The organism is Hymenobacter defluvii, assembly GCF_017589435.1.
GTDB lineage: Bacteria > Bacteroidota > Bacteroidia > Cytophagales > Hymenobacteraceae > Hymenobacter > Hymenobacter profundi.
The window spans coordinates 859,262-874,108 of record NZ_JAGETX010000001.1; the positions used below are offsets into that span (position 1 = coordinate 859,262).

Below are 14,847 nucleotides of genomic sequence, written 5' to 3' on the forward strand. Positions count from 1 at the left end.
CTACTTAGTACGCCTTAGCCTGCCACTCCGTGAGGGCGACGCGCATGGTGGCCTGCTGATTTTTAAAGTCGTCATCATCTTTAGAGCCTAGTTTTAGAGCCTTTCGGGTGTAGATGAGAGCTGTAGTATAGTCCTGCTGGGAGGCTAACAGTTGGGCCTTAATCCAGTTATTGGCGTACGCATCGTTGAGGCGCAACGACTCGTTGATGTAGCGTAGGGCCAGTTCTGGTTGCAGGTTGTTCTGCACCAGATAGTCGGCGGCTTGGGCCAGCAGCTGCCAGTTGCCGGGATGTTGCGTGAGCGTTTGGGCAATACCGGCCAGCACTTGCGTCTGCACGTCGGTTTCAATAAGCATACTTAGCGTGCGTCGTTCCCACGTAAGATTAAGACGGCCGCTGGCGGGTTTCACTTCCGAAAACCAATAGAGCAGGGTTTCCTGGAAATTAGCTTTTTCGGGCAATACGGGCACGTGCACCACATCGTCTTTGGGGTCGTAGTTCTCCGTGCCCCAGTGCGTAGTCACGCGGTTCAGAATGAAGTCCCACTCCGAATCGGCCCGCGGGTAGACGTACAGCGAGTACTGGCCCGCTGCCACGTCCTTGCCGTTCAGCTTCACGGGGCGTGAAAACGTAATCAGCGTATTTTCGTTGGCACCCGCCCGCCACACTTGGTTATAGGGCACCAGCGCACCCCACACGGCCCGGCTCCGAACGGCGGGCGAGTGGTAGTCTACCGTCACGTCTGTCAGCCCCAAGGTTTGCGCAATCACAGCGTGCGGGCTGGCCTGGGGTAGGGGAAGCTGGGGTTGCCCGGTGGTGGCAGAGGCCAGGGCAGCCGGAGCCTGCGCTGGGGTTCCAATGGATTTTTGCCTGGTAGTGTCGGCAACGGGTGCCTGTTGTGCGTAGGTAGCGGTGCTACTAAAAAGAGCAGAGCCGGCCCATAAACCAAAACAAGCCAGCAACAGGCGACGAGAGCGAAAATTCATGCAACAATAAAAAAGTAGGCGAAGCAGATCAGAAATAACTAAACTCGAAACAATTGTGCCAAAACGAGAGTTTTTTGCACAATTGAGGTGCAAAGATCTGGCGTTGCTGAATTTTTTCGGTAAAAAATTTTCATCCTACCGTCGGGCGTGTACTTTTGTGCCACTAGTTGCTTTTTCTATGTTCGTTGTTGCCTCCTCGCTAATCTGCCTTTGCCCCGCCGCCCCTGTGGCCGCCGGCCGGCTGCGCGTGGCGCATCATCATGCACACGAACATCATTCCTCTTTCTAGAGGAATCCACGAATCATATTGCCCCGTTGGGAGGCTGCATTACCAGCTCCCCGGCCGTTCCCGCAGGACGGCCCTACCCGTTGTGGGCGATTTTCGCCGGGGCGCCTTCCCAATTTGTCCTTCCCACCGACGTAAAAATTAAGCGCTACCTACTCGGAGCTTCTTAATTTTTAATTCTTACTTTTTAATAACCAACATGATTCGTCTGGCCATTCAGAAGTCGGGCCGCCTGAGCGAAGATTCCCTGAATCTAATTCGTGAGTGCGGTATTTCCTTCCTCAGCAGTACCTATAAGCTCAAAACCGAAGCCACCAACTTCCCCCTCGAAATCCTGTTTCTGCGCGACGACGACATTCCCGGCTACGTGCAGGATGGCGTGGCCGACCTGGGTATTGTGGGGCAGAACGTGCTCATCGAAGCCGGGCTGCCGGCGCTGGAAGTGGAAACCTTGGGCTTCAGCAAGTGCCGCCTGAGCCTGGCCGTGCCCCGCGGTGCTGAGTACAACGGGGTAGGCGATTTGGCAGGGAAGAATATTGCCACATCCTACCCCGAAATCCTGGGCCGCTACCTGGCCGGAGAAGGCGTGAAAGCCCAACTGCACACCATCAGCGGCTCAGTGGAAATTGCTCCCAGCATTGGCCTAGCCGACGCTATTTGCGACATCGTGAGCAGCGGCTCTACCTTGCTGGGCAATGGCCTGCGCGAAGTGGAAACCGTGTTTCGCTCCGAGGCGGTGCTGATTGCCAACCAAAACCTGTCGGCCGAAAAGCAGGAGTTGCTCGACCAGCTGCGCTTCCGGATGCAGGCCGTGCGCCGCGCCCGCCGCAACAAATATATTATCCTGAACGCCCCTGTGGCGGCGCTCGACCAGGTGAAGGCCTTGTTGCCCGGCATCAAGTCGCCTACCGTAACCAAGCTGGCCGAGGAAGGCTGGGTGTCGGTGCAGTCGGTGGTGAACGAGGATGACTTTTGGCACGTCACCGACCAGCTCAAAGCCGTTGGGGCCGAGGGCCTGCTCGTGCTGCCGATTGAAAAGATGATAGCCTAGATTTTGAGCTGTTAGCTGTTGGCTGATGGCTGTTAGCTTCTCTTGAGTGGAAGAAAAACAGCTATCAGCCAACAGCTAATAGCTATCAGCTCCTAAAAAATGCAAACCTTTCAATACCCCGTGCCGGCCGAGTGGCCGGCGTTGCAACAGCGGGCCGCCGCCGCCGAGGCCGCTGAGGTGGAGGCGCGCGTGGCACAGATTTTTGCCGATGTGCGCCAGCGTGGCGACGAGGCCCTGCGCCATTACGCGGCTACCTTCGATGGCGTGCAGCTCACCGACCTGCGCGTGAGCGGGGCCGAACTGGAAGCCGCCGCTGCGCAAGTGCCCGCCAAGTTGCAGCAGGCCATCCGGCAGGCTCGTGCCAACGTGGAGAAATTTCACGCCACCCAATTTCATGCGGAAGAACCAGTAGAAACCATGCCGGGCGTGACGTGCTGGCGCAAATCGGTGCCGGTGCAGCGGGTAGGGCTCTACATTCCGGGAGGCACGGCGCCGCTGTTCAGCACCTTGCTGATGCTGGGCGTACCGGCGCGGCTAGCGGGTTGCCCGGAGGTGGTGCTGTGCACGCCGCCGCAGAAAGACGGCTCCGTGAACCCGGTGATTCTGTTCACGGCGCAGCTGCTGGGTATCACGACGATTGTTAAGGCGGGTGGGGCGCAGGCCGTGGCCGCCCTCACCGGCGGTACCGAGAGCGTGCCGGCCGTCGACAAAATCTTCGGCCCCGGCAACCGCTACGTGACGGCCGCCAAGCAGCTGGCTACTCGCCACGGGGTAGCCATTGACATGCCCGCCGGGCCGTCGGAGGTGCTGGTTATTGCCGATAGCACTGCCGACCCCGCCTTCGTGGCGGCCGACTTGCTGAGCCAGGCCGAGCACGGCCCCGACTCGCAGGTACTGCTGCTCACTGACTCGGTGGAACTGCTGCCCCAGGTAACGGCTGAGGTGGCGCGCCAGTTAGCCGAGTTGCCCCGCCGCGAGGTAGCAGCCCAGGCCTTGCAAGAGAGTCGCGCTATTCTGCTGCGCACGCCGGAAGAGATGCTGTTTTTCTCGAACCAGTACGCGCCCGAGCACTTGATTCTGTCGGTGGAAAATGCCGAGCAGCTGGCCGAAGGCGTCACCAGCGCCGGCTCGGTGTTCCTGGGGCATCTCACGCCCGAAGCCGCCGGCGACTACGCTTCGGGCACCAACCATACGCTCCCCACCAACGGCTACGCCCGCAACTATAGCGGCGTGTCGCTGGATTCGTTTCTCAAGAAAATCACTTTTCAGCGCATCACCGCTCAGGGGCTACAACAGGTAGGGCCCGTTGTGGAAACGATGGCTGAAGCCGAAGGCCTCCGCGCCCACGCCCGCGCCGTGACATTGCGGCTGAAATCGTTGGCGAAAAAGTAAAACAAAAGAACGTCAAGTTGCGCGTAGCGCAGCGGAGTCGAAGTATCTCGCCCGCTTCGTTGCTACCGATAGAAGTACTCAATAGAAGTACTCATAAAGATGCTTCGACTCCGTTGCGCTGCGCTCAACTTGACAAATACCCTCAACCATGTTTGACTTAGAAAATCTGGTTCGCCCGAATATCCGCGCGATGAAGCCCTACTCCTCGGCTCGTGACGAGTTTCAGGGCGAGGCGCAGGTGATGCTCGACGCCAACGAAAACAGCCTGGGCTCGGCTGGCCCCGCCAGCTTCAACCGCTACCCCGACCCCTTGCAGCGCCAGGTGAAAGCTGAGCTTGCCAAGCTGAAAGGCGTGGAGCCCGCGCAAATCTTCCTCGGCAACGGCTCCGATGAGGCCATCGACCTACTGGTGCGCCTCACCTGCACGCCCGGCCAGGACCGCATCCTCATCCTGCCGCCTACCTATGGTATGTACGAGGTAGCCGCGAACCTGAACGATGTGGCCTTGGAGTGCCACCCCCTCACGCCCGACTTCCAGCTCTCGCTGGAGGTAATCGAAGGCATTGTGGCCTCCGACGCCAAGCTGGTGTTTCTATGCTCCCCCAACAACCCTACCGGCAACCTGCTCCGCGCCGAGGATATCGAGCAAGTGCTGCGCGGCTTCCGCGGCTTAGTGGTAGTGGATGAGGCCTACGCCGACTTCGCCGCCGCGCCCAGCTGGACCATGCGCCTGGCAGAATTTCCAAACCTAGTGGTGCTGCAAACCTTCTCCAAAGCCTGGGGCTTGGCGGGCTTGCGCCTGGGTATGGCCTTCGCTTCGCCGGACATCATTGGGTACCTCAACAAAATCAAGCCTCCTTATAATATATCGGAAGCCACGCAGCAGCATGCGCTGGCTGCCTTGCAGGATGCACCGCGCTTCGAGGCCATGAAGCAGGAGTTGCTACAAGGCCGTGACTGGCTGGCCCAACAGCTGCCTACCCTGGAAATGGTGGAAGCAGTATTCCCCTCCGACGCTAATTTCCTGCTGGCCCGCTTCCGCCCCGATGCGACGGCCGTGTATGACTATCTGCTCGGCAAAGGTATTGTGGTGCGTAACCGCACGACGCAACCCGGCTGCGCCGGCACGCTGCGCCTCACGGTGGGCACGCCCCAGGAAAACGAGGCGCTGTTAGCGGCGTTACGGGAATATCCTAAATAGAAATTGCCCGGCCGCCTATACTCCTGTCAGATCTCCAAGCCCTGACAGGGGTAGCTGCTGCAATCGACGACTTATTTTGTTCTACCACACGCGAAGCGTTGGCTTTGCTTTCGCCTTGGCTATAGCTTCTTCTACTACGCGAACTTCTTGACTCGCGCTACTTCATGAAAAAAGTTCTCTTCATCGACCGCGACGGCACCATTCTCATCGAGCCGCAGCCGAGCCAGCAGATTGATGCTCTCACGCCGGATAAGTTTCAGTTTGTGCCCGGCGCTGTTTCGGGACTGGCCCGCATTGCCCGCGAGCTAGACTACGAGCTGGTGCTGGTAAGCAACCAGGATGGCCTGGGCACCGACAGCTTCCCGGAAGAAACCTTCTGGCCGGCGCACACGCTCATGCTCGACATTCTGCGCGGGGAAGGTGTGGAGTTTGTGCGCGAACATATCGACCGCAGCTTCCCCCACCAGAACCTTGAAACCCGCAAGCCCGGTATCGGGATGTTGGCGCGCTACCTCGATGCCCAGCACGGTTACGACCTGCCGAACTCCTACGTCATCGGCGACCGGCCTACCGATGTGCAGCTGGCCGAGAACCTAGGGTGCCAAGCTATACTGATAGGGGAGGAGTCCGACGAGCGCGCCGCTCTGACGACTACTAGCTGGGAAGAAATTTATCAACGCCTGCGCCTACCTGCTCGCACGGCCGTGGTGCAGCGCGACACCAACGAAACCAAAATCCGGGTGGAGCTGAATCTCGACGGCGCCGGCCGGCCGCAGATGCACACCGGCCTCGGCTTTTTTGACCACATGCTCGACCAGCTCAGCAAGCACTCAGGTGTCGACATGAAAATAGAAGTACAAGGCGACTTGCACATCGACGAGCATCATACTATTGAGGACGCAGCTATTGCGTTGGGCGAAGCGTTTACGCAGGCACTCGGCGACAAGCGCGGCTTGGCCCGCTACGGTTTTTTACTACCTATGGACGACGTGTTGGCCCAAGCCGCCATTGACTTTTCTGGTCGCCCTTGGCTGGTGTGGGAAGCGGAGTTCAAACGCGAAAAAATCGGCGATATGCCTACCGAAATGTTTTACCATTTCTTTAAAAGCTTCGCTGACGCAGCTCGCTGTAACCTTAATATTAAAGCCGAAGGGCAGAACGAACACCACAAAATCGAAGCCATCTTTAAGGCAGTTGCGAAGTCGATGAAGATGGCGTTGGTGCGTGATGCTGGCAAGATGGAAATACCCAGCACGAAGGGTATTTTATAGTTTATTCATTTGTTTAAAAAAATGAATAAACTTACTTATATATCTGATTTATTGCGTATTGTGCATTGTGCATAGTTAGGCGAAGGTGAGCCTGACTAACTATATGTGAAGCTAAAGGTTAACTACACTCGCGTAGAGGGGTAGCAAAAGCATGAGAAATTGGTTTTATTCAAATGGCTAAACAAATGAAAATAGAGTTGTCTGGCTTTATTTTACTCAAATGAACATAGCAGTGATTGATTACAAAGGAGGCAACGTGCAGTCCGTGTTGTTTGCGCTGGAGCGGCTAGGCGTACACGCCACGTTGACGGCCGACCCCGAGCAGATTCGTAGCGCCGATAAGATCTTGTTTCCGGGCGAGGGCGAGGCGTCTACAGCCATGCAGGAACTGCGCAGCAAAGGCCTCGACCAAGTGCTGCCTACCTGCCGGCAACCCTTCCTGGGTATTTGCTTGGGCATGCAACTTCTGGGCACGCACAGCGAGGAAAACAACGCCGACATGCTAGGCATCCTACCCTTCGAGGTGAAGCGCTTTGTGGCCGACGCCCAGCATAAAGTGCCGCACATGGGATGGAATAATCTGCACCGTCTCCGCTCACCCTTGTTCGAGGGAGTGCGCGAGCAGGACTACGTGTACTTTGTGCATAGCTACCACGCGCCGGTAGGCAGCTACACCATTGCCGAGGGCGAGTACCCAACGCCATTCAGCGCCGCCGTGCAGCACGAGAATTTTTATGCTGTGCAGTTCCACACCGAAAAAAGCGGCCCGGTAGGCACGCGTATTCTGGAGAATTTTTTAAAGCTGTAACTGTCATTCCGAGTGCAGCGAGGAGTCTGAATAAGCATCTTCAATGGTTCAGATTCCTCCCTGCACTCGGATGACATGCATACCCCTAACCCATGGACATGATCCCCGCTATCGACCTCATCAACGGCCAGTGCGTACGCCTGACGGAGGGCGACTTTTCCCAACAAACCACCTACGATTCGGACCCGCTGGCCGTGGCCCAGCGCTTCGAGCAGGCCGGCGTACGCCGCCTCCACCTGGTCGATCTGGATGGAGCCCGCGCCAAGCAGCCTGTCAACCTGCCCGTGCTGGAGCGCATTGCCCGGCACACCAACCTGACGATCGACTTCGGCGGGGGCTTGCAGAGCGAGGCCGCCGTGCGGCAGGCTTTCGATGCTGGGGCGCGGCAGATTACGGCCGGCAGCATTGCCGTGCGCGAGCCGGCGCTGGTAGGGGAGTGGCTGCGCACCTTCGGGGCCGAGCGCATCATCATCGGGGCCGATTTCCGCGACAACCATATTTCCATCAATGCCTGGGCCGAGCAGAGCGAACGGACGCTCGCGGAGTTCATCGAAGACTACCTGGCGGCCGGCGCCACTACCTTCATCTGTACCGATGTGAGCAAGGACGGCAAGCTGCAAGGCCCCGCCCTGGCTACGTACCAGCAGCTGCGGCAACAGCTCCCACAGGCGCAGCTGGTCGCTTCGGGCGGCGTTACTACGCTGGCTGATGTAGAGGCACTTGCCGCTGTGGGGATGCACGGCGCCATTATCGGCAAGGCGATTTATGAAGGTACCATCACATTAGATGAACTGCGGCCGATGTTGTAAAGACTTTGCTAGTAGAGAACCGCACGCTGTATTCTGCTAAAATGAAAGCTTCGCTGTTGTTAATTGGGTTGCTGGTGGCATTGGTAATTGCCCAAACCTGCCAGGCTACGCCAGTAGTAGAAGTACAGCTTCAGGTGGAGCCAAAGACGCATGCCTTTACGTGTCGGTATACCTGGTGGATAGCGCCGACGGATACAACAACAAGCATCACATTCAATCTGAATCGGCGGTATCATCTGGCACGTCTGCAAACACCCGGTGGCGATCAGCAGCGCGTGCTACCGCGTTATTACCCCTACTTCGCAGATACGTTGCAGCGGATAGCGATACACTACCTCAAGGCGCGTATTGGCAAAGCACGGCAGATTACGTTGACGTATTCGGGCACGCTGGCGAAGTCGTATTACACACAGCAAGTACACGTCTTTAGCGCGCATTCGGGCTGGTTGCCTATGCGGGCTTACCACGAATACGACGTGGTGGACTACACCTTGCGAGTGCGGGCACCCGCGGCCTACAAGGTGCGCAGCACCTCCCCGGCGCTTCGTCACCGCTCCGGGCAGTGGACCTTCCGCGGCATAACCAGCGCTATTGAAATTACGGACCTGGTCGCCTCGCAGTTCAACCAACTACCACCAGTCGCTTCCGGAGGTATGCAGGTAGTGAAAGTAGGCGGGGTAGCCACACAGGATGATGCCGCGTTGCTGCAACAGGCCGAGGCCATTCGTGCGTTTTACAACCGGACGCTGGGTAGGCAGGACTCTATTACGCACTTCACTATCTTCTTACCCGGGACCAACACAGATGCGTTTGGGTTGCTGGACAACGCCACCATCATTACGTACACGGACTTCGACGTAAAGAAGCCAGGTGATTTGCTCATTCTGGCCCACGAAATCAGCCATAAATGGTGGAGCTGGGGCTCCATCCACAACGAAAACGATTGGCTCAACGAGGCCTTTGCTACCTACTCCAGCCTGCTCTACCTACAGGCTAGCGGCGATACGGTCACGTATCGGACGCGGCTTGCTCAGCTTGCGCAGTCTGCGGCGGGAACACCTGCTATTCTGGGATTCAACCGATATCAGTACGAACCTACCATGTACCGGCGGGTTATCTACAACAAGGGCACTGTGGTGCTTGCCGCGCTGCATGCCCGTTTGGGTAGTGCAAAGTACTTCGATCTGCTGGCTACTGTGGCCGGGAGAAAGATATGCACCACCAAGGCGTTGTTGGCGACTGTGGAGGAAGTAGCTGGCTCCGATACCCGCGCCTGGCTGCTAGCAGAACTGAGCCAATAAAACCAACAGAACCTTTCAAAACTCAACTCCATGCTAACCAAACGCATCATTCCCTGCCTCGACGTGAAGGACGGCCGCACCGTGAAGGGTGTGCGCTTCGAGGGCTTGCGCGATGCCGGCGACCCAGTGGCGCTAGCCGAACAATACGCCAAGCAGGGCGCCGACGAACTGGTGTTTCTTGACATCACGGCCACCAACCAGAAGCGCCAGACGCTGGTGCAACTGGTGCGCGACGTGGCCGCTACCCTGGATATTCCCTTTACGGTAGGCGGCGGCATTGGCTCGGTGGCCGATGTGGAAATGCTCCTGCTCAACGGTACCGATAAAGCCAGCATCAATTCGGCCGCCCTGCACCGGCCAGAGCTGATAGACGAACTAGCCCGGCGATTCGGCTCCCAGTGCATTGTGGTGGCCGTAGATGCCCGCTACACGCCTGAAAACGGCTGGCAGGTGTACACCCGCGCTGGCACCCATAATACCGGCCGCGACGCCGTGCAGTGGTGCCGCGAAGTCGCTGACCGTGGCTGCGGGGAAATCCTGCTGACCTCTATGAGCAACGACGGCACCAAGGACGGCTTCGCGCTGGACCTCACCGGCGACGTGAGCCGGGCCGTATCTGTGCCGGTGGTGGCCTCGGGCGGGGCTGGCAGCATCCAACACTTTACCGACGTATTCCAGCAGGCGCAAGCCGACGCGGGCCTGGCGGCGAGCATTTTTCACTTCGGTGAAATTGGTATTCAGGAGTTGAAGCAAACCCTGCGCGCAGAAGGCATTCCGGTACGACTGTAGGATTAGTTTGTCGGTTATGTTTATAGTTACGGGTCATGCTGAGCTTGTCGAAGCATCTCTACTGCTTCGTTGCGAACAGAGAAGAATACGCATGGTAGAGATGCTTCGACAAGCTCAACATGACAGATAAAATCAACAAAAATGAACTTAGATTTCGATAAAATGGGCGGCTTGCTTCCCGCCGTGGTACAGGACGCCGATACCGGCCAGGTGCTGATGCTGGGCTACGTGAACGAGGAAGCCTGGCAGAAAACCCGGCAGGAGGGACGCGTGACGTTCTTTTCCCGTTCCAAAAACCGCCTCTGGACTAAGGGCGAAACCTCCGGCAACTACCTCACCGTGGTCAGCTTGCATGAGGATTGCGACGGCGACGCCCTGCTCATTCGCGCCCGCCCCGACGGCCCTACCTGCCACCGTGGCACCGTCAGCTGCTTCGAGCAGCCCGCGCAAACTGCCCTACCCACTGCCCCAGTGGGCTTCCTGGCCGAGCTGGAGCGCCTAGTGCAGCGCCGCCGCGACTTTCCCGACGAGGACCCCAAGTCGTACACCGCCTCGCTGTTCCGCAAAGGCATGCCCAAAATCGCCCAGAAAGTAGGCGAGGAAGCCGTCGAAACGGTGATTGATGCGGTAGGCGGCAACACGGAAGGGCTGAAAGGCGAAGCGGCCGATTTGCTCTACCACCTGCTGGTGCTGCTGGCGGGCTCGGGTCTCACGCTGGAAGACATCGTTTCCGTGCTGCGCCAGCGCCATAGCACCATTGCAGCAGGCGTGCGCCGGGAGTAGAGTAGGAAAAACGTATTCAGCTTATAGGGACAACTTGTTCTTTTTGTGAGAAATGGTATCGTCAAAACAGCATCTATTATTTTGTTAACAAAATAATAGATGCTGTTTATTTTTATGATACATACAAGGAGTTTGGCAATAAATATGAGAAGTGTGTAATCAGATGCTCGGTTGGTAGGGATTTTAATAAAAGCCGGTTTGAAAAGTTGATTGTGATTATATTGCCTTACCTGAACCGTAGCTACTAGCTCTTTTCTCTTCATTTCGCTTTTACACTCTTTATGATTCCTTCTCCTATTGCACACGCGACGCGGTTTTGGCAAGATATGCTGGGGCAGCAGCACGAAACTCCCCGGTCTTTCCTATGGCAGAATGTAGAGGACATGGAGCCGGACGAGGCCGGCCCGATTGCCTGGAAAAACGAGCAAGCCAAAACGCGCATCTACCTCAAGGGCGACAAAGTAATCTGCGTGCTGGGTGAGTACGCCTACTGGCGCCGGCAGTGGCAGACTTACGCCACCTGGTACTCTGTCTCCTTGAGTCAGCTTGGGATGAACTGAAATATGCAGGCTACCTACCTTACTTCTTCCACAGGGTAGGTAGGCCCTGGGTGGAGCCTAGCAGCGGATCCGTCGTCGGGATGGGTAGGGCCGCAATGTTCTGATCGGCCTGAGGCCGCTCGCCGGGTAAGCCGCGGTTTACGTCCCAGTGGCGTCCCTCGGGGTAGGCGCCTACGATGCCCAACTGCTCGCTACCCAGGTTTTTGTGCCCTACGCCGGCTGGTAGCACCAGAATGTCGCCGGCCTGCACGCGCACCTGTTGGCCTTGCTCGCCGCCGAGTTGTAGAAGGGCCGTGCCCGCATACACGCCCAGTACCTCGTGTGAGGTGCTGTGGTAGTGATGGTAGGCATACACGCCATTGCGCCAGGAGTTGGTCCAGTTATTCGCCGCAAAGCGTTTTTCAAGCCACGCGGCGCCCTCCATGTCGCGGGCCGGGAAGGCATTGCGGTAGAGCAGGACGGGAAAGCGGCTGTTGGGAATCTGGCCGTCGTCGTGAAAAAGGAACTGTTCAGGTTGCATCAGACGCAAGTTGGGGGAGAGGACCGCCAGCGCCCGACGCAGGGGGGTAGTCGCCGCGGTGCCCAGCAGGCCCAGGAAGGTGTAACGGTTCATTGGCTCCGCACATTTACAACACTACCGTTTGGCCGGTGCGCACGGCCTCATCGGCGGCCAGCACAATGCGTAGGCTGGTGACGGCCGAGCGTAGGTGGTCGGTCAGGTCGTGGTTGTGGGTAATAGCATCGAGTAGAAACTGCTGTTCGAGTAGGCACAGCGCGTCGTGGTCGGGCTCGGTGGGGGTAGGCAGCACCTCGTCTGGGCGGGCAAACTGGCCATCGGCATCTAGGGCCGCGTGGTGAATGCGCAGGCCGCCGGTGTGGGTGTGGCCGGCAATGTCTTGCGACCCGTTTTGCACCTCGTCGATAATGGAAACGGCCCCCTTCGGCCCAATCACGTCTTTAATAAACACAGCCGTCTCACTCATCATCGGTCCCCAGCCGGCCTCGTACCAGCCCACGGAGCCATCTTGAAAGCGCACTTGCAACTGCCCGTAGGTGTACATAGCGGAGTCAACTTCCGCCGATAGATTCACCCCAATGGCGCTGATGCTGTGCGGGGCGGCCCCCGTCATGGCGCACATCACGTCCACGTAGTGCACCCCGCAATCGACCAGCGGGGAGGCCGAGCGCAGGAGCTGGCGGTGCGTGTACCAGTGGCGCCCGGCGCTCTGCTGATTCAGGTTCATGCGCATCACCAGGGGCTTTCCTAAGGTTTGCGCCAGGGCTACAAACTGGTTCCAGGTAGGATGCACGCGCAGAATATAGCCCACCACCAGCTTACGTTGCTGCTGTTGGGCCAACTCTATCAATGCCTCGGCCTCGGCTACGGTGGTGGCCAGGGGCTTCTCCACGAACACGTGGGCACCGGCGAGCAGACTTTGCCGCACCAAGGCAAAATGCGTGTCGGGGTAGGTATTAATGGACACCATATCGGGGGTAGTGGCGTGCAGGGCCTGTTCGGTGGTGGCGTAGGTGGGCACGCCGCCCAGTTCCCGCGACAGTTTTTCCCGGCTCTCCGGGCCACGGCTGACTAGCCCCACCAGCTCGAAGGCGGACAGTTGGTGGTAAGCGCGGGCGTGAGAAGCACCCATGTTGCCACACCCAATGACCAGGACTTTATACGTTTTCATAGGCGTTACGATTCGATGGGTACGCGCCGCGCACCGGGGAAGTTGAACCGCTCCGGCGCGCGGCTACGTGTTCGATATACAAAAAAAGGTGGTATCTAGGAGTGTTTTCCTACCTGTCCCCGTCGTCTATGTCCACTTCCCGCCGCGAATTCTTGCAGAAAACGTCCGTCTTGGTTACCGCCGCGCTGGCTGCACCGCAACTACTGACCGCTACTACTCCAGCTCCCACGTTCGGGGAAATTTCTCTGGCGCAGTGGTCGTTGCACAAAGCGCTTTTCAAGCAAGAGTTAACCAACCTGGATTTTCCCGGCGTGGCCCGGCAGAAATTTGGCATCACGACCGTGGAGTACGTGAACCAGTTTTTCAAGGACAAAGCGAAAGACCAAACCTATTTGCGGGCGTTGCAGCAACGCTGCCGCGACAACGGCATTACCAACCACCTGATTATGGTGGATGGGGAAGGCGACCTGGGCTCACCCGATGAGCGGCAGCGGCAGCAGGCCGTGGAAAACCACCGTCCCTGGCTGGAGGCGGCGGCCTACCTAGGGTGCCGGAGCGTGCGTGTGAATGCCTTTGGCAAGGGTACTGCCGAAGAGGTGCAGCGGGCGGCGATGGCGGGATTGGGGCAGTTGAGTGCCTACGCCCAGCCGCTGGGCCTGAACGTGGTGGTAGAAAACCACGGTAGCTACACCTCCAACGGGCAGTGGCTGCTGCACACGATACAGGGGGTAGGCAAACCCAACGTGGGCGTGCTGCCGGACTTCGGCAATTTCTGCGTGCGCCGGGAAACGGGCGACTTGTACAAGGGCCAGTGCGTGGAGGAGTATGACCGGTACAAGGCCGTGGCCGAATGGCTGCCCGTTATCAAAACCGGCGTAAGCGCCAAAACGTTGGAATTTGATGCAACGGGCAACTGCGTGGAAACGGATTACTACAAGATGCTGGGACTGCTGAAAAAGGCGAAGTTTCAGGGCTATCTGGGCATCGAGTACGAGGGCGAAAAGCTGAGCGAGGAAGCCGGTATTCGCCGCACCAAAGAGCTGATCGAAAAAGTAGTGCGCTCAATTGGGTAGGGGTAGGCCGTGGGTAGCGTACACTGAGGATTGCTGGGTTTCTGCCTACCTTGCGTTTCTAATGCTATTTTAGCCAATGCCCGCCGATTCCAACGCCGCCTACCTGGCCACCCAAACCCTGACGGTGCTCGTGCCCGTTTACGACGAAGAAGAAAGCCTGCCGCAGTTTGTGGTAGAGATGAATAAGTTTCTGGAACAAACGCCGGTACAGACCACGGTGCTGTTCGTGAACGACGGCTCGCGCGACGGTTCGCTGGCTATTCTGCGCGACATCTGCGCGAAAGACAACCGCTACGAATTTATCAGCCTCAGCCAGAACCGCGGCCTGAGCACGGCCATCAAAGCCGGCGTGGACCACTGCCGCACCACGCTGGTGGGCTACATCGACTCCGACATTCAGACCACGCCGCTGGATTTTCTGGAGTTTTTCCGGTTTTTTCCGGAGTTCGATATGGTGAACGGCATCCGGGCCAAACGCCAGGATACGCTCACCAAGAAAATGTCCTCCAAGATTGCCAACACCGTGCGCCGCACGCTCATCAACGACGGCATTCAGGACACGGGCTGCCCGCTCAAGATCATGAAGATTGAGTATGCCCGCCGTCTACCCCTGTTCCACGGCATGCACCGTTTCCTGGGCGCCTTGGTGCAGTTGCAAGGCGGCAAGGTGAAGCAAATTCCCGTGCGCCACTTCCCGCGCTTTGCCGGCACGGCCAAGTACAACCTCTGGAATCGTGCCTGGAAGCCCCTGGTGGATACGTTCGGCTTCCGCTGGATCCGTTCGCGTTGGAAAAACTACGAGATTGGGGAGCAGCAGCGGGGCACCGTCTAACTAACGCGGCATTGAGGT

The 14,847-nt window shown here is 58.1% G+C and carries 15 protein-coding genes; 12 read left to right on the forward strand and 3 right to left on the reverse strand.

Features of this window, described 5'->3' with window-relative positions; genetic code table 11:
- Positions 1-4 precede the first annotated feature (4 nt).
- The gene (locus tag J4D97_RS03480) at positions 5-985 is read right to left on the reverse strand and encodes a DUF2911 domain-containing protein (protein WP_208306362.1); all 981 of its coding nucleotides are present in this window, start codon (positions 983-985) and stop codon (positions 5-7) included.
- A gap of 485 nt (positions 986-1,470) precedes the next feature.
- Here J4D97_RS03480 and hisG point away from each other — a divergent pair, with 485 nt between their 5' ends.
- The 10 genes from hisG to J4D97_RS03530 all read left to right on the forward strand — a co-directional run bounded on the left by hisG (position 1,471) and on the right by J4D97_RS03530 (position 11,236).
- Positions 1,471-2,322, forward strand: coding sequence for an ATP phosphoribosyltransferase (hisG, locus tag J4D97_RS03485; RefSeq protein WP_243900103.1), 852 nt, complete (start codon positions 1,471-1,473; stop codon positions 2,320-2,322).
- 99 nt (positions 2,323-2,421) lie between these two features.
- Positions 2,422-3,714 carry a histidinol dehydrogenase gene (gene hisD, locus J4D97_RS03490; RefSeq protein ID WP_208306363.1) on the forward strand — a complete coding sequence of 431 codons (1,293 nt, stop codon included), beginning with the start codon at positions 2,422-2,424 and terminating at the stop codon, positions 3,712-3,714.
- Positions 3,715-3,862: 148 nt separating this feature from the next.
- The gene (gene hisC, locus J4D97_RS03495; protein WP_208306364.1) at positions 3,863-4,915 is read left to right on the forward strand and encodes a histidinol-phosphate transaminase; all 1,053 of its coding nucleotides are present in this window, start codon (positions 3,863-3,865) and stop codon (positions 4,913-4,915) included.
- A 164-nt stretch (positions 4,916-5,079) separates the two neighbouring features.
- Complete coding sequence (hisB, locus tag J4D97_RS03500) at positions 5,080-6,186, forward strand: bifunctional histidinol-phosphatase/imidazoleglycerol-phosphate dehydratase HisB (RefSeq protein ID WP_208306365.1); 1,107 nt, start codon at positions 5,080-5,082, stop codon at positions 6,184-6,186.
- Positions 6,187-6,406: 220 nt separating this feature from the next.
- The gene (gene hisH / locus J4D97_RS03505; protein WP_208306366.1) at positions 6,407-6,994 is read left to right on the forward strand and encodes an imidazole glycerol phosphate synthase subunit HisH; all 588 of its coding nucleotides are present in this window, start codon (positions 6,407-6,409) and stop codon (positions 6,992-6,994) included.
- 92 nt (positions 6,995-7,086) lie between these two features.
- Entirely contained in the window at positions 7,087-7,803 is a 717-nt protein-coding gene (gene hisA, locus J4D97_RS03510) for a 1-(5-phosphoribosyl)-5-[(5-phosphoribosylamino)methylideneamino]imidazole-4-carboxamide isomerase (protein WP_185283659.1), read from the forward strand.
- 41 nt (positions 7,804-7,844) lie between these two features.
- Positions 7,845-9,104 (forward strand): M1 family aminopeptidase, encoded by a 1,260-nt coding sequence (locus tag J4D97_RS03515; protein WP_208306367.1) that lies wholly within the window; start codon positions 7,845-7,847, stop codon positions 9,102-9,104.
- A gap of 30 nt (positions 9,105-9,134) precedes the next feature.
- Positions 9,135-9,893: an imidazole glycerol phosphate synthase subunit HisF gene (hisF, locus tag J4D97_RS03520; protein ID WP_185283661.1), complete on the forward strand. Its 759-nt coding sequence runs from the start codon at positions 9,135-9,137 to the stop codon at positions 9,891-9,893.
- A gap of 141 nt (positions 9,894-10,034) precedes the next feature.
- Positions 10,035-10,676, forward strand: a complete 642-nt coding sequence (hisIE, locus tag J4D97_RS03525; RefSeq protein WP_185283662.1) for a bifunctional phosphoribosyl-AMP cyclohydrolase/phosphoribosyl-ATP diphosphatase HisIE — start codon at positions 10,035-10,037, stop codon at positions 10,674-10,676.
- A gap of 281 nt (positions 10,677-10,957) precedes the next feature.
- Positions 10,958-11,236: a hypothetical protein gene (locus J4D97_RS03530; RefSeq protein WP_185283663.1), complete on the forward strand. Its 279-nt coding sequence runs from the start codon at positions 10,958-10,960 to the stop codon at positions 11,234-11,236.
- A gap of 19 nt (positions 11,237-11,255) precedes the next feature.
- On the opposite strand, the gene J4D97_RS03535 is transcribed toward J4D97_RS03530, so the two are convergent.
- On the reverse strand, positions 11,256-11,849 hold the full coding sequence (locus J4D97_RS03535) for a cupin domain-containing protein (RefSeq protein ID WP_243900104.1): 594 nt from the start codon (positions 11,847-11,849) through the stop codon (positions 11,256-11,258).
- Between the two features lie 13 nt (positions 11,850-11,862).
- Positions 11,863-12,924 carry a Gfo/Idh/MocA family protein gene (locus tag J4D97_RS03540; protein WP_208306368.1) on the reverse strand — a complete coding sequence of 354 codons (1,062 nt, stop codon included), beginning with the start codon at positions 12,922-12,924 and terminating at the stop codon, positions 11,863-11,865.
- 128 nt (positions 12,925-13,052) lie between these two features.
- Between J4D97_RS03540 and J4D97_RS03545 the strand changes: the two genes are divergently transcribed.
- Together J4D97_RS03545 and J4D97_RS03550 are read left to right on the forward strand one after the other, a co-directional pair.
- Positions 13,053-13,997 carry a sugar phosphate isomerase/epimerase family protein gene (locus J4D97_RS03545; protein WP_208306369.1) on the forward strand — a complete coding sequence of 315 codons (945 nt, stop codon included), beginning with the start codon at positions 13,053-13,055 and terminating at the stop codon, positions 13,995-13,997.
- 76 nt (positions 13,998-14,073) lie between these two features.
- Positions 14,074-14,829: a glycosyltransferase gene (locus J4D97_RS03550; protein ID WP_185283666.1), complete on the forward strand. Its 756-nt coding sequence runs from the start codon at positions 14,074-14,076 to the stop codon at positions 14,827-14,829.
- Positions 14,830-14,847: the final 18 nt, after the last annotated feature.

Bases quoted from the DNA above. Each gene is read 5' to 3' on its own strand.
- J4D97_RS03480 (WP_208306362.1), bottom strand. From the start codon at position 985: ATGAATTTTCGCTCTCGTCGCCTGTTGCTGGCTTGTTTTGGTTTATGG.
- hisG (WP_243900103.1), top strand. From the start codon at position 1,471: ATGATTCGTCTGGCCATTCAGAAGTCGGGCCGCCTGAGCGAAGATTCC.
- hisD (WP_208306363.1), top strand. From the start codon at position 2,422: ATGCAAACCTTTCAATACCCCGTGCCGGCCGAGTGGCCGGCGTTGCAA.
- hisC (WP_208306364.1), top strand. From the start codon at position 3,863: ATGTTTGACTTAGAAAATCTGGTTCGCCCGAATATCCGCGCGATGAAG.
- hisB (WP_208306365.1), top strand. From the start codon at position 5,080: ATGAAAAAAGTTCTCTTCATCGACCGCGACGGCACCATTCTCATCGAG.
- hisH (WP_208306366.1), top strand. From the start codon at position 6,407: ATGAACATAGCAGTGATTGATTACAAAGGAGGCAACGTGCAGTCCGTG.
- hisA (WP_185283659.1), top strand. From the start codon at position 7,087: ATGGACATGATCCCCGCTATCGACCTCATCAACGGCCAGTGCGTACGC.
- J4D97_RS03515 (WP_208306367.1), top strand. From the start codon at position 7,845: ATGAAAGCTTCGCTGTTGTTAATTGGGTTGCTGGTGGCATTGGTAATT.
- hisF (WP_185283661.1), top strand. From the start codon at position 9,135: ATGCTAACCAAACGCATCATTCCCTGCCTCGACGTGAAGGACGGCCGC.
- hisIE (WP_185283662.1), top strand. From the start codon at position 10,035: ATGAACTTAGATTTCGATAAAATGGGCGGCTTGCTTCCCGCCGTGGTA.
- J4D97_RS03530 (WP_185283663.1), top strand. From the start codon at position 10,958: ATGATTCCTTCTCCTATTGCACACGCGACGCGGTTTTGGCAAGATATG.
- J4D97_RS03535 (WP_243900104.1), bottom strand. From the start codon at position 11,849: ATGAACCGTTACACCTTCCTGGGCCTGCTGGGCACCGCGGCGACTACC.
- J4D97_RS03540 (WP_208306368.1), bottom strand. From the start codon at position 12,924: ATGAAAACGTATAAAGTCCTGGTCATTGGGTGTGGCAACATGGGTGCT.
- J4D97_RS03545 (WP_208306369.1), top strand. From the start codon at position 13,053: ATGTCCACTTCCCGCCGCGAATTCTTGCAGAAAACGTCCGTCTTGGTT.
- J4D97_RS03550 (WP_185283666.1), top strand. From the start codon at position 14,074: ATGCCCGCCGATTCCAACGCCGCCTACCTGGCCACCCAAACCCTGACG.